Source organism: Acinetobacter sp. TGL-Y2, assembly GCF_001612555.1.
Taxonomy (GTDB): domain Bacteria; phylum Pseudomonadota; class Gammaproteobacteria; order Pseudomonadales; family Moraxellaceae; genus Acinetobacter.
In genome coordinates, this window is record NZ_CP015110.1 from 1,759,738 (window position 1) to 1,772,466 (window position 12,729).

Annotated in this window: 17 protein-coding genes; all 17 read right to left on the minus strand. The window is 42.5% G+C overall.

All coding sequences use genetic code 11. From position 1 onward, the window contains the following. Positions 1-3 precede the first annotated feature (3 nt). On the minus strand, positions 4-2,088 hold the full coding sequence (locus AMD27_RS08285) for a hypothetical protein (protein WP_228140648.1): 2,085 nt from the start codon (positions 2,086-2,088) through the stop codon (positions 4-6). Next, the gene (locus AMD27_RS08290; RefSeq protein ID WP_067658861.1) at positions 2,078-2,494 is read right to left on the minus strand and encodes a hypothetical protein; all 417 of its coding nucleotides are present in this window, start codon (positions 2,492-2,494) and stop codon (positions 2,078-2,080) included. Before AMD27_RS08290 ends, AMD27_RS08285 begins: the two co-directional genes overlap by 11 nt. Next, positions 2,494-5,283, minus strand: a complete 2,790-nt coding sequence (locus AMD27_RS08295) for a tape measure protein (RefSeq protein ID WP_067658864.1) — start codon at positions 5,281-5,283, stop codon at positions 2,494-2,496. Before AMD27_RS08295 ends, AMD27_RS08290 begins: the two co-directional genes overlap by 1 nt. A 63-nt stretch (positions 5,284-5,346) precedes the next feature. After that, the gene (locus AMD27_RS08300) at positions 5,347-5,613 is read right to left on the minus strand and encodes a hypothetical protein (RefSeq protein WP_067658867.1); all 267 of its coding nucleotides are present in this window, start codon (positions 5,611-5,613) and stop codon (positions 5,347-5,349) included. Positions 5,614-5,687: 74 nt separating this feature from the next. Then, complete coding sequence (locus AMD27_RS08305) at positions 5,688-5,867, minus strand: YodC family protein (protein WP_067658870.1); 180 nt, start codon at positions 5,865-5,867, stop codon at positions 5,688-5,690. Positions 5,868-6,183: 316 nt separating this feature from the next. Continuing rightward, entirely contained in the window at positions 6,184-6,504 is a 321-nt protein-coding gene (locus AMD27_RS08310; protein WP_067658873.1) for a hypothetical protein, read from the minus strand. A gap of 177 nt (positions 6,505-6,681) precedes the next feature. Further along, positions 6,682-6,975 carry a hypothetical protein gene (locus AMD27_RS08315; RefSeq protein ID WP_067658876.1) on the minus strand — a complete coding sequence of 98 codons (294 nt, stop codon included), beginning with the start codon at positions 6,973-6,975 and terminating at the stop codon, positions 6,682-6,684. Positions 6,976-7,037: 62 nt separating this feature from the next. Further along, the gene (locus AMD27_RS08320; protein ID WP_081406012.1) at positions 7,038-7,574 is read right to left on the minus strand and encodes a hypothetical protein; all 537 of its coding nucleotides are present in this window, start codon (positions 7,572-7,574) and stop codon (positions 7,038-7,040) included. A 61-nt stretch (positions 7,575-7,635) separates the two neighbouring features. After that, a complete protein-coding gene (locus AMD27_RS08325; protein WP_067658882.1) occupies positions 7,636-8,382 on the minus strand; it encodes a hypothetical protein in 747 nt (248 codons plus the stop codon). Next, positions 8,382-8,540, minus strand: coding sequence for a hypothetical protein (locus AMD27_RS18720; RefSeq protein WP_171254789.1), 159 nt, complete (start codon positions 8,538-8,540; stop codon positions 8,382-8,384). Before AMD27_RS18720 ends, AMD27_RS08325 begins: the two co-directional genes overlap by 1 nt. An 8-nt stretch (positions 8,541-8,548) precedes the next feature. After that, positions 8,549-8,983: a hypothetical protein gene (locus tag AMD27_RS08330; protein WP_067658885.1), complete on the minus strand. Its 435-nt coding sequence runs from the start codon at positions 8,981-8,983 to the stop codon at positions 8,549-8,551. Next, positions 8,973-9,476, minus strand: coding sequence for a phage virion morphogenesis protein (locus tag AMD27_RS08335; RefSeq protein WP_067658888.1), 504 nt, complete (start codon positions 9,474-9,476; stop codon positions 8,973-8,975). The genes AMD27_RS08330 and AMD27_RS08335 overlap by 11 nt, the downstream gene beginning before the upstream one ends. Before the next feature lie 2 nt (positions 9,477-9,478). Next, complete coding sequence (locus tag AMD27_RS08340; protein WP_067658891.1) at positions 9,479-9,913, minus strand: gp436 family protein; 435 nt, start codon at positions 9,911-9,913, stop codon at positions 9,479-9,481. An 8-nt stretch (positions 9,914-9,921) separates the two neighbouring features. Then, the gene (locus AMD27_RS08345; RefSeq protein WP_067658894.1) at positions 9,922-10,281 is read right to left on the minus strand and encodes a hypothetical protein; all 360 of its coding nucleotides are present in this window, start codon (positions 10,279-10,281) and stop codon (positions 9,922-9,924) included. A 10-nt stretch (positions 10,282-10,291) separates the two neighbouring features. Further along, positions 10,292-11,365 (minus strand): major capsid protein, encoded by a 1,074-nt coding sequence (locus AMD27_RS08350; protein WP_067658897.1) that lies wholly within the window; start codon positions 11,363-11,365, stop codon positions 10,292-10,294. Positions 11,366-11,368: 3 nt separating this feature from the next. Then, positions 11,369-11,755: a hypothetical protein gene (locus tag AMD27_RS08355; RefSeq protein WP_067658900.1), complete on the minus strand. Its 387-nt coding sequence runs from the start codon at positions 11,753-11,755 to the stop codon at positions 11,369-11,371. Continuing rightward, positions 11,752-12,687, minus strand: a complete 936-nt coding sequence (locus AMD27_RS08360) for a hypothetical protein (protein WP_067658903.1) — start codon at positions 12,685-12,687, stop codon at positions 11,752-11,754. The genes AMD27_RS08355 and AMD27_RS08360 overlap by 4 nt, the downstream gene beginning before the upstream one ends. Between the last annotated feature and the right edge of the window lie 42 nt (positions 12,688-12,729).

The window sequence follows — 12,729 nt, forward strand, 5'->3', positions numbered from 1 at the left end:
TCGTTAAGCTGCCCTGTAGTTGGCCCATCGATTTGTTTGCGGTTTGTATTCGGTGACCGGTGTAGATTTCGGTGTGCTTATTACTCGGCCAGATCCTGAGCCAGAGCCCTCACCATTACTAACTGAAATCGTTTCAAGTGTTGGTGATGAGCTATACGTCACCAATTCTCTTGAATAGAAATAGCTTGTCTCAATGGTTGGTGTGCAAACCACATCACCAGTACTGTAATTAATTGAGCCCTGCACGTTTCCAAATGCATCAATAAGACCGCTATTTCCGTTATCGGTCACCACCAAAACCACCTCGTCACCTAAACTTGATGTCAATGGAATCTCAAGCGTGATGCTGTTTGGTTGTAGCGCAATGCCTGTACCAATATTGAAAGCCAGTTTTTGACTTGCATCAGGTACTGCAGAAAGAACCTCTTGTCTTTTAGAGTCACCAAATGAGTAGCCAAAATTAAAGGATGTGCCTTTTTGTGGTAGCTTTTTAGGAATCAAGGAGCCTTTTCCTGCTGAGTAATTCACAAAGCCTGTCGCATCGCCGCTGAATTGACCCAAAGCATTTGTTGTTGCTGTTTTTTGAACACCCTCAAGCATCCAATTTACAGTCAGGCTTGATGCAACAATGCCTGTTTGCTTTAAATCAAAGTCTATTTTCGCAGGCAATACCGGTAGATTTGCTCTTGTGTAGGTCGCCATTGGCGTACCCCAAAGCAGTAAAATAGGTGTATCAACGTCAGGCAAAGCGCCTGTTGTTAGCAACCATGATCCTGTTTCATAGTTAATCACGCCCGATCCAAACGATGGACTCGCACCTTTTAACTGACCTGAACCGTCGTCTTTGAGTTCGTAAAACTTACCTTGTGACATATAGGAAATTGAAAGACTACCTGGTGTCGGTGTTGGCACCAAAACACCTGTCCAATTTGAGCCTTGATTATTTTGCAAAACAGGTAATGAATAGGATTGAAAATATTGCGTTGGCGCTGAAGCCGGTATGAAAGAAATATCAATTGTAGTGCTTCCCGTACCGGCACCACTTGTCCACTGAATCAAGCCTTTCTGATAATCAATCGTTCCAACTTGCGTGCCTGCGGTAGTTTTCAGAAGACCACCCTGATCAGTCACAGGCTGATTAAACAGAGTGAATGTCACGGATTTAGGCAATACACCCGACCCAATGTACAGGTTCTGAGATGTGCTTACAGTTGTTGAAAAGGAAGCAGTGATTGCTTCACTATTGCCTGCGACAAAAGCTGTATTCTCACCTGCCGCATTCACATCAATAATTGGCGTTTCAGTCTGTGCTGAGGGAATAATTTGAGTAAAAATACTTTGTGCATTAACTGTATATTCACCGACTGAAATATCGCTTATCGCTTTGACAGAACCATAATAAAGCCCTGTATCTGCAACCATCGAACCGCGAACCACTGATTTTGATTTTTCACCGCTGTACCACTGCTTTGCTGAAAGTCCAACAAAATCACGCTCTAGCGCATCACTCAGATCATAAGTTGCAATCTTGTACTCAACATTTTTTTGATCAATAACCATGATTGCAATGCGAGTTTCAACTTTAGTGATTCGCAAATACTGCTCAAACTCTAGCGGTTTACCTTCATCACTCACTAAAACAACCGTATCACCGACAGAGCTTTCAGTTTCTTGTGGAAACATGGCTACTTGCAATTGCTTCATGCCTTGCCAGTGAGTATCAAGCGGTGTACCAGCAATTTGACCACCTTTAGCAAGATAGTTTTCAACTCGGTTTTGAGCATTTGAGCGTTGATCTGTATGTGAGTCCGTACTGAAAAGCAAAGCTGATACGTTTGGGTCAACAGGATTTTCAGAGATAAAAACAGTGGCACCCATCAGTGCATCTGTATCATCAGTAATAACAGCAGGAAAAATCTTACGCATGGACACATCGCCCATGCTTCGGTCTAGCTCACTCACATCGTTGAATAAATTATTACTTTGACCATCAATGATGACTTGACCTGAGTATTTACCACCACCATCGTCTGTGTCCGTTAAACGCTCAGATTTATAGAGCACCAAGTCTTTTGTTTCAATTGTCATTCTCTAGCTCCAAGAATCTAAGTGTTACGTTGAAATAGTCATCAAGTGATACTGCAGGAATACCTTTAACTGGCTTTGCCTCCAGCGCGCCAGCTTCGTGATTGAAAACAATATTGAATCTACGGTTGTCATGTGGCCATTCGAAAGCCAAAGTGAATTGCTCCTGCAGATTTGACCATGCTTGAACCTGTCGCAAATGCTTGAGTTGAATCCACCCCATGTCAGAGTCGGCAGGCACCAATGAAATAGAGCGACCTGATATTTTCATACCTTCTTGAATGATTGCTGTACCATCGATTGCGCGTTCTAAATTTTGCTCAATAGGCTTCCAATCAAACTCATCCGGCCATAAAAAACCGTCCTCAAGTGGGACGGCTTCTGAAGTTGAATTTCGTATTAATTTCATTAAGTGCCTCGTTTTAGCATTTCAAATTCACTCAAGAGTGCTTCCATAGCATTCCCATCATTTGGTGATCCGTATAGAGAAACCTCTTTACCACCAGACATAAACTTATATTCGACTGTTTTGGATGGACTATTTGAGGGTGATGGTGCTTTAGGGATGGAGGGTGCTTGAATTGATGAACTGGCATTGCTGGCATACTGACTGTAATACTTAAGTTGCTCATTTACAAAATCGCCATTCGACATGCCACCACCACCGCCAGCAAACGACCATTTGTTTCCAACTTGCTTGTATGCTTTACCATCAGCGGTTCTTGAACTTGCGTAAATTTCTTCTGCTAATTTTTGCGCTCGCGCATCGTCATAACCCTGTGCTTTTAAAGATTCAGCGATCATATCTGCGTTATACGCCATGCGAGCGCGTGTACCTTGTGTGCGCCCTCTCATGCCACCATCAAGTGCTTCCAAAGCCGCTGCCCATTCTTCAGTAGAAGATCGAGCTTCTTCACGCATGACGTCACCTGCAGATCGAGCATGACCTTTTAAGCCATCAAAAGAGCGACCAACACGATCCACAGATGAACTCATGTCATCCATCGACGCGACTGTAGCCTTGCCTGTTTGATCGACTTGAACCTGTAGACCAAGTGATGCAGCCTTCGCTTGAGTTGAAGCTATAACCGCTTGATCACCTGATGCGGCAGCTGCTTGCATTGTTCGCTCATAGGCTTGTTTCAAACTCTCAGCCGTAGCCTGTCCGCTTGATTGAATTGTGTTGAAGTCAGCTAAAGCTGATTGTGCAGCCAAAGCCAGTTGCTCTTTGGTTTTAATGCCGAGGCGCTCGAAAGCAGCGGTTACAGGATCGATATCAGCAGGTAGCTTTTGAACCACTTGTCGAATCGCCTGCATACCCATTTCAACTTGTGAAGTGGATAACTTGCCTTGCTCGCCAAATTCTTTGAGCTTGGCTTTGGCAAAATCAATTTCAGCTTGGCTTTTTGCTGTTTCGAGCCACTTAGCCCAAGCTTGGTAAAGAATGTTGGCAGCTTGAGAGCCTTCAACGCCCAGTGCCGATAGATTGTTCGAGAAAGCATTAACTTGTGCTTCACTTTCTTTAAACTTTGCAGAAACACGGCTAAGCGCAATATCCAAATCCAAGCCCAAAGATGTTGCAGCTTTACGTGCTTTATCTGCTGAAGCTGCAGCGCCTTCAATTGCTACCTCGGCCTTAGCCCAAGCCTCAACACTTACCTTGCCTGCCTCGCTTAAAGTGACAATGTAGCCCTTGGTCATCAGGTCGGCTTGTATTACACCGTCCATAACTCCTTTATTTGCAGTAATTGCAGCTTCAGCATAGGCTTGAACAGCGCTTAGTTTTTCTTCCTCACTTATCTTTTTTGCACTTAATTCTATTTGCTGGTCTAACAGCAGTTGATCAAGCTTGGCTTTTGATGAAGCTAAGGCCTCGGCATCTTTTTGGGCTTGAGTTTTACCAATCTCCTCGATAGCTTCAACAGCTTTTGATTTAAAGTTTAGTGCTCCATCGGAAGCTTTTTGGTAATACTCTTCCGACTTAGCTTGCATCACCTTTAGATTAGCCAAAGCCTCTTCTCTAACATCACCCCAAGTGAATTTAGCTGCCAGATTAGCCCACGCAGCACCAACAGAGTAAAGCGCTCCAACAAATAGATTTACACCAATACCAATTGCAGCAAAGCCATCACTCAGCGCACCAATTGCAATATTAATTAACTGCAAAACCTTAGTGAAACCATTGGTTTTATCAGATGCCGTATCAACACCACTACCGAAATTAAATAATTGCAGCAAAACGGAATTGATAACATCAACAACTGCTTCAAAAGCTATACCGACGGTTGAGCCTAATGTTTTTAGAGAATCATAGGCACTGAGTAGTGCTGTTTTAAGCGCCTCAATCGTTGCAGGGTCAATCTTCTTGAGTTGATCACCAACCCAAACAAAGCCCTCGCCAATATCATTTAATACAACATCGAGTTCAGCAATATTATCAGCAAGTGCAACAAGCCACTGAGCAACCGTAGCAGACGCTCCGTTTGACTGATCCATCTTGCCAATTAAGATTTCCCACGATGTTGTAATGCGTTGCAAAGCATTGCCAATCGTTACTGGGAATTGATCATAAGTTTTTTGAACTTCAGATGCTTGGCTTTGAACCGCTGTAATGACTCGCTCTGCTGAGAGTTCGCCATTTTCTGCCATCTTGCGGAGTTCGCCAGTCGTTACACCTAAGCCTTTTCCGAGTGCTTCAGCTAAACCGTAGCCATTCTCCATGATGCTATTGAATTCTTCACCACGGAGCACGCCACCCTGCATAGCTTGAATAAATTGCTGTACAGCTGCTTCACTCGCTTGCGCTGAGCCACCACCAACCTGAATCGCTTGTGTAACTGTTTTTGTAAGATCTAACGCTTGTTGCTGCGTCATCCCCATTTCTTTGCCGACTGTATTTAATCGGGTAAATAGGCTACCTGTGGCATCAAGGCTTGAGTTTGTCATCAAAGCAACTTGATGCACTCCAGCCATCGCAGAAGTGAAATCACCACCATCTTTGGTGGCAATATTAATTCGTGCTGAAAGATTGGTGTAGCTGTCTGTTGCTGCAACTAGACCACTAACCGATGCACCAATACCCACCGCTGCCATCGCTGTAACAAGTGCATTTACAGCAAACTTCGCCCCATTTACGCCTTGCTGTAAGCCAGTTGTGTTGGCAAGTAGATTTAATCGAAAGTCTAAATTTCCTGCCATAACTTTTCCTCAGGCGTAAAAAAACCCGCATTTAGCAGGCTGATGATAGGCGTTGTTGGTCTTCTATTTTTGAAGCTCTCTATTCACTACATAGAAAACCTTACCGTCTTTGCAACGTACAAACGAAGCGATTGTTTCTAGAAAGCTGCTTCTTGATTCCGAGTAGCCGACATAGGCAACTTTGTGATTAAGCTTTGATACAATTTTAGCTGAAGTATTGTCATGTTCTTGAATTATTGACAACCCTTCATCCCCAACTTTGGCGTGCAATTTTGGATAACCCTGAGGTGTATAATTTGCAACAATGAATTTTTCTTGCTTTTTTCTCATGTTTTATTCCTAAAAAAACCACCCGAAGGTGGTTGTGTTAAAAACCGCGAGGCAGTTCTAATTCAGATTTACAATCATTTTTTCAAAGTAGGATCTTCTTTGGTGAGTGCTATATTAATGAAAGATTTGCTATGAAAGGCATGGTGTTTATCAAACCACTCACAGAAAGATGTGCCATCATTTAATTCAGTAACAGTCATAGCTGGACCGCCTGACTTTAAGAAAACCACATCACCTTCTTTGAACTCACTCACAATACAACTCTCAACCCTTTAAAAGTAAGCCTTATTTATAGCCTATTCCTTATATTTATCAAGCATTAAAAAGCCACTCTTTCAAGTGGCTTTGCAAATCACATCAGATTGACATCTGCCCGACTTGATATAAAAAAATCATAAATATTAAACCTGAGCTTGAAATTTTTATTGCATCGACTGCGTTCATTTCTCATCCCCTTTTTAATTGTTCTTTATTTATACACTTACTATAGATGCATAGTAAATAACAATATATTACAAGGAGTAACAAATATCTTATTTAGGTGAGAGATTAAAACCTTATGAACTTAGCTTAGCCCCGACTCATTCTTTTATGCGCATCATCAATAAAAATATTATCAATTGCTGTAATACACTCAACAAAGATCGGTAGATCAACTGGCGCATCATGTAACTCTAAGTAGCTCAAAATATTGGCTGACTCAAGCGGCATCGGTGTGCCACTGTGATGAATCACTCTTGCTCGGGCAATCATATTGAATGTTTTTAGAATCGCATTGGCTGTGTGGCAATACTTTGGCGCTTCTAGGATTTCTTTGCCGACTTTCTTTCGGAGCGCTTTTTGATAGTTGGTAAGTTGTCCGTGGCTGTACTTATTTAAGTCTAGGCACATAAAGTTTTACGTGATTACTACCGCAAGCACTACAAACCCCACCACCCGATCTGCGCCAAATCTCATAAACTATTGCGCTAGGAAAGAATATCAAGAGTAAAATTATTGTAATCCATAGACTACCTTTGGTTTTCGAAGCACCAACATGCCCACATGCTATACATTCAACCGTACTCATTATCTACGCTCCCAACTGATACGATAAACACGCTCCCTTAAAACAGTGATCGTGTAATTAGAATTATCCACTTGGTAAACGTAGTCAGTAGCGCGTCCATAAACACGACCATCATCAAGAAAGTAATTATTAACTGATATCGGTCGATCGCGTCTAAAAGCATCTAAAACTTTCTGTCTTGAATCACCTAAAATTACAATCACACCATCTGGCGATCTGACACTTCTAGAATCATTGGCTGCATACGCTGTAGTACAAAAAGCCAAAATAACCCCAAAGATTAAATACTTCATAACTTCCCCCCTATTTTTTTAATAGAGTAGCAAGTTAATTAAATGAAGTCATTGCTTTAGAATTAATCACTCGCATATTTCTTAAAAGCTTTTGCATCAGCATGTTGAGCAAATCGTAATCGTTGGACTTGATGCTTTTGATCTTTTGTCACAGACTTTAAATATTGAAGAAATGCGCCATACGACATATTCATAATCTCACTGTGCGTATGACCTGCACTGATTAAAACTTGGAAAGAATCGAACCAAGTTGAATCATCTTTAGCGTTTGTTTTCTTGTGCTTTTCAGGCTTGAAATATGGCTCATTAATCTGAAGCATTGCCCAAACAAACTGAAGAAACACATCTTGTTTTGTAGCAAGATCAAGCAGCAAATCTGGAGTTCTGTCCATAATCAATGCTAAAGACTTAAGAACATCACCTGCGTGCTGCACAAACAAATCTTGCAGATTCTCATTTGAATATTCTGTATCTTCTAAAAACTGTTTAATTGGTTCAGCACTTTGACACCACAGATCAAAGTCTTTGACGGAGATCTGCTTGATTTCAATACCGTGAATTGTGACAGTGCGATTCGATGCTAAGAAAAAATCATTCATAATGAAACCCAAACCACAGGCACAAAAAAAGACGCTTATGCGCCCCATGTGCCTGTTTGTTTTATGCTGCTTTTGGAATTGTGACTATGTAGCCGTATAAGCCAAGATTTCCATCTGGCGCTTTCGCCACATCTGACAGCGCTTGACCAGAAATAGAATAAGAACCCAATTCTTCGTGAATCAATGGAAACTCAGTCTCAGGTGATTTTTTAGTACGATGCAATGTCAGCGCAACGTTTTCACCTGTCACGGTATTAATACCTTTGAAAAACAGCTGATATTCAGAGCTGAAATCTGATGCAAGTGTTGTATGGCTCACCGCGCCAGTCGTATAAGTTGCAATCACTGGTGTAGCAATCGCTTCTTTAAACTTGACCGTACCAAACACCGCATCAAGCGTGTACTTATCAGTAGCGATTGGAGCAGGAGGTTCAGCAGAATCAGTAAAGGTTACCGCTGTTAAGTTGTAGCCACCGAGCTTGATTTCATCACCAACTTTGACTGTGCCAAGCGATTCAATTTTAGCGGCTTCAGAAGCAACTTCATGCTGCATACCGGATAAAATGTATTTAAGATTTTCATCATCCACCTGTTCAAGTTGGCCTGTGAAATTCACAGAGGTGGTTTGAACCATGGTGAAGTCTGTGGTTCGCTGCCCGGTCATTGATTCACGATGCTCTAACACCTCAGCGCCGATCTCAAGACCAAATTCAGGCACGTTACCAAGTTCGCGCATTGCACCGACCACACCCGCAACAATCGGTGATAGATAAAAACGGCCTTGTAACGAGATATAAGTTTTAGCCATTATTTTGATACCTCTTTTTTAACAGCTTTAGTCTCAGGCACTTCCTGAATCACACCGTCTGATAATAGTTTTTCGATTTGCGCTTGAGGTAATTCGGCAATCACATCACCAACACTGAAACGCCCCACTGGCTTCAAAGCTTTATATTGCTTCGCCATGATGACTCCTAATTAATAAATTTAATTTCAAATAAGAAAGGAAAATACGCAAAGCCTGAAGATGAGCCGATTTGCACACCAGCATCAACACGTTCAAACGATCTAAAGCCCGCAACTTGGGGGTTAAAGCCCTGCATTTTGCTGAGCAATTCACGAATCAACGGATCTGCTTCTTTGCGAATATTGCTTGTTTGATCAAGTTGTGATGATGCATCGCGTACAGCTAAAACAATCAACCACTGCTGAGTGACCATATTTGCCCGACCCTGCCCAACACTATCAACCCCTCGATCACCGACATAAATGACGTTCAGCGCGGGTGCAATGTTCGTAATCTGAAGCATGTCATCAACACTAAACGGCGTGTTCACTACCAAAATGCCTTCATTTGGTGTCAGCAAATCAACAATCTTGGGTTCAACTGCAAAATAATCACTTAGCATTGAGTAATAACTCCAACAAATACTCTTCAATTTCAAATAGAACTTCTTGAGAGTCATCAACAGACATACCAAGAAACGGGCGCGGCGGAATAATGACGCTTTGAATTTGAGCCCAACCACCCATCGTTGTTTTGAACTTTAAATATTTTCCAGTTTTAGCTCGAATGGTTGCACCGAAATGCAGAACCGGGGCATAGAAAACATTTGTACTCACAACAACTCGCTTCCCCCCATCAAGTACCGTGTACTTAATAGAGTTGTATAGTCGACTCGTATCACGAAGCGTTGTACCACCCTGCATTTTTGCACGCCAAGACTTCTGCCAAGGCCTATCATCAGTGCCAATACCAGTGTTAATACGCTGCTTTGTATTGTGTTCAAGCACTGAACCAATGTTATGCATCAACTTACTGTGATCACCGGCTTGCTTTAAAACCTTGTTCAGCCATTGCGTGATCTTCTCTTGACCATGAAACTGAATAGTATCTGCCATAATTAAAGACTCGGCATATCGTCAAGTTTTGCGTTTGAGAAAACACCACCTGTATACGTTGTACCCAGTGGTGCGCTTGCTCTGACTTTCTTTGGCTTGGTTACTTCTTGAGTTTCAGTATTCTGAATTAGAAGTGTTGCTTTCCCATCCGCCACACGCTTTAAAAACCCAATAGCGTCTTCATATCGCTGACGTACCTGCTCTGACGCTTTGGCGCGCCACAGCAAGAATCGAGCAATATCACAGATATAGATTTTTAAATTTTTAGGGGGATAGGTAAGCGGAACATCGTAGATAACGCCAATATAGCCATCGGCAATATCGGAAGCGTCTTCAATGTAAGAGTTGACCGACTCATTTGCAGTCAAAGCTCGTTCTAATTGAGATATCTCAATCTCTCCGTAACGCAAGACCAAATCATCTCGGTTTGCGTACATGAGTCACCTTATTTGGTTGCATCCGCTGACTTATCGTCAGCTTTCGGTTTGGCAGCTAGTTTGACCTTTTCAAGCTCTGCCACTTTTGCCTTTAGATCAGCAACTTCTTGATCGGCCTTAGCCTTGTCAGACATTGCTTTATGATTGTCTTTGGTTAAAGTTGCATTGGATGCTGTTAGTTCGGCATTAACCTTTTTAAGCTCTGCTAAACGTGCAGCAGAGCCATCCTCTTTAATATCTTCGGACTCTTGATATTCTTCAATAGCCCCAGATGCTAAAAGAGCCTGAAGTTGTTTAGCTTCAAGCCCTTCTACTTCCTGACCAGGACGAAAATGACCGATCGACTGTTTTGCAATGTACTTTGACATGTATTACTCCTTAAACAAATCCACGACCGCCAACTAAACCGTTTTTATTATTCGGAACAGCAAGTGGAGAAGATTCAGCAAGTAATTGAATGCTTGAAGGGTTCTTTTCCTGCCATTGGCTTAAATAGAACTCTAAAGCTTGACCAAATGCTTCGACGTTTTGCAATGCACAGTGTGCAATCCAGCCATTCGCATCAGAAATAAGACCAAAGAAATCTTCTGGAATAAAGCGCTCAATATCACCACCCATATTGTGTTTAGCATCATAGGTCCAGATTTCAATATTATCGACAGTGCCACGGAATTGAGGTTTATCAGCTTGATCAAAAGTTGGAGTTAGTGGAACGCTAACACCTGCATATGGCGCAATGAATTTCTCCTTAAATTCAGGTTCCTTAATCAGCGTGTTATACACTTTAGATGTAGTTAACGCCATGATTGGTGATGTGCCAGAATGCTCAACTGAAAGATCAATCATTGCTTGAATATCTTTAACAGGTGTTGCTCCAACTTGCCCCCATTTAACCAATGGAGAGAAATTACAAGCTGGGTTACGCTCATAATTCACTTCATACATCGGGAAGTCAGCAGAGGCAAACGTGGTTTTACCGTAAAGCAATACATCACGCGCAATCAATACCTTTCGGTTTTCAATAGATTGGCGAAGATATAAAGCCTTTTGAGCCTGATCAATAAGCAGTAGGTCTGCATCTGACAAACGATTAGAACCAGTCGCAATAACGCCAAACTGACGCAAACGCGCGATAAGCGCTGTATTTTGCACCTCACTTGGCATGACCGTCATCATGGGTTTTAGATAAGCAGGCTTTACGAATTTCACGTTACCAGACTCACCTACTTTAATTTGACGGCCAGCTGCAGTTGGAGTTACAAATGGTGCAAGCGGTGTAGCTGTATTTAACTCCCCAACAGGAACTTCCTTTTTGGTATATGAAACACGTTGTGGAAAGAAGCGATCCATCAACCATGTATCGACCTTTTGAGTGGTATCGGTCAGTAGTACCAGTTGTGGCACATCCAGCAATTCAACTGGTGCATTCTGAAATGTAAAAGTTTGACTCATGTTTTAGTTCCCCACAACTTTACGAAGTTCAATTTTATTTTCTAGTGCTTGAGCACGTACTGCATCGTATTGAGCAGTGGTTAATGCAATCCCATTCACAGTAACAACTGCAATATCAAATGCACCTTGCACATAGATCGGCACTTCAAGATCATTTACAGCATGGTAGGTGGACTGCTCTGCAGTAAAATCCGCTAAAGCAATTGCATTCCAATCACCAACCACACCTGTAGTAACTACAGGATGCTCAGCCACGTTATCTGCATCAATATTTAGTAAATCACCACGCTTATACGCAGTAGCGGTTTTAGCTTTTGCATTTTCAGTGCGAACACCATCACCAACTACCAATTGTTTATTTTCGATAGTGCTTGTTAATACTTGGCTCATGATTTGGCTCCTTGTTGCTGTGCTGCAGCAAATTGGTTGAATGCTTGATCTAAAGCCGAGCCTTGCGGAGCCTGACCACCTTGACCACCCGCTTGGTGTTTAGTCAAGTAATCAGGTAGATCTGGCTTTTTCGGAGTTGAATTAGCTGAAAATTTGCGAATCTGAGCAGCGGAAAATGCGAACGCCTTATCATTAAGACCTTTCATTTCTACCAGTTCTTCAGCTGAAAACTCAGTTTTGGTTTCAGCAGTCAATGCTTTGATTTCAGCCTCACGCTTTTCAGCAGCGAATTTCTTCACATCTGATTCGAGTTGAGTGTTCTTTTGCTCAAGCTCTTTAATTTTGGCTTGCGCCTGTTCTAATTCGGTCACGTTTGTGTCCTCTTTGGGTTGATGGGTTGGGTTGTGGCTTGCCGCCACTGCGTTTGTGTTTTCATCTGCGCCCAATGCACAAAAAGACACTTCACGAATACGGCCACCACGGAAAACCGTGATAGGTCCTTGATATGTTTTACCGTTGATCGTTACAGCTTGGTCGGGCGCGACTTCTTCTGTGGTTGTTGGCTCAATACGCACAGACATTTGCCATGGGAAGCCATCGTCCGAGTCCTGAGCGACTTGTGAACCAAACTCATTACTCATCAGATCACCTGAGATAACCAAGCCCTGAGCATGGTCAATGGTGTGACTATTGATCGCACCTGCACGCTGACGTGCTGAATGCTCAAGTAGTGCGGGAATGCGCCCTTTGATCTGCATTGAGTCCAAATCAAAAATGACTCGTTCCCAATACCAATGATCAATGATTGGTTCACCGCTATACGCCACGCCCGTAAAGGTTCGCTTCTTTTTACCTTCGACCGGTTGCTCTACAGCAAACTGACCAAGCTCAAAGCAAAACTGATCCTTGGGCTTTTCTTGTGGGTTTGGCATTTTCATGCTCCATAAAAAAACCGCCCAAATAGGACGGTCTTA

Bases quoted from the DNA above. Each gene is read 5' to 3' on its own strand.
- AMD27_RS08285 (WP_228140648.1), bottom strand. From the start codon at position 2,088: ATGACAATTGAAACAAAAGACTTGGTGCTCTATAAATCTGAGCGTTTA.
- AMD27_RS08290 (WP_067658861.1), bottom strand. From the start codon at position 2,494: ATGAAATTAATACGAAATTCAACTTCAGAAGCCGTCCCACTTGAGGAC.
- AMD27_RS08295 (WP_067658864.1), bottom strand. From the start codon at position 5,283: ATGGCAGGAAATTTAGACTTTCGATTAAATCTACTTGCCAACACAACT.
- AMD27_RS08300 (WP_067658867.1), bottom strand. From the start codon at position 5,613: ATGAGAAAAAAGCAAGAAAAATTCATTGTTGCAAATTATACACCTCAG.
- AMD27_RS08310 (WP_067658873.1), bottom strand. From the start codon at position 6,504: ATGTGCCTAGACTTAAATAAGTACAGCCACGGACAACTTACCAACTAT.
- AMD27_RS08315 (WP_067658876.1), bottom strand. From the start codon at position 6,975: ATGAAGTATTTAATCTTTGGGGTTATTTTGGCTTTTTGTACTACAGCG.
- AMD27_RS08320 (WP_081406012.1), bottom strand. From the start codon at position 7,574: ATGAATGATTTTTTCTTAGCATCGAATCGCACTGTCACAATTCACGGT.
- AMD27_RS08325 (WP_067658882.1), bottom strand. From the start codon at position 8,382: ATGGCTAAAACTTATATCTCGTTACAAGGCCGTTTTTATCTATCACCG.
- AMD27_RS18720 (WP_171254789.1), bottom strand. From the start codon at position 8,540: ATGGCGAAGCAATATAAAGCTTTGAAGCCAGTGGGGCGTTTCAGTGTT.
- AMD27_RS08330 (WP_067658885.1), bottom strand. From the start codon at position 8,983: ATGCTAAGTGATTATTTTGCAGTTGAACCCAAGATTGTTGATTTGCTG.
- AMD27_RS08335 (WP_067658888.1), bottom strand. From the start codon at position 9,476: ATGGCAGATACTATTCAGTTTCATGGTCAAGAGAAGATCACGCAATGG.
- AMD27_RS08340 (WP_067658891.1), bottom strand. From the start codon at position 9,913: ATGTACGCAAACCGAGATGATTTGGTCTTGCGTTACGGAGAGATTGAG.
- AMD27_RS08345 (WP_067658894.1), bottom strand. From the start codon at position 10,281: ATGTCAAAGTACATTGCAAAACAGTCGATCGGTCATTTTCGTCCTGGT.
- AMD27_RS08350 (WP_067658897.1), bottom strand. From the start codon at position 11,365: ATGAGTCAAACTTTTACATTTCAGAATGCACCAGTTGAATTGCTGGAT.
- AMD27_RS08355 (WP_067658900.1), bottom strand. From the start codon at position 11,755: ATGAGCCAAGTATTAACAAGCACTATCGAAAATAAACAATTGGTAGTT.
- AMD27_RS08360 (WP_067658903.1), bottom strand. From the start codon at position 12,687: ATGCCAAACCCACAAGAAAAGCCCAAGGATCAGTTTTGCTTTGAGCTT.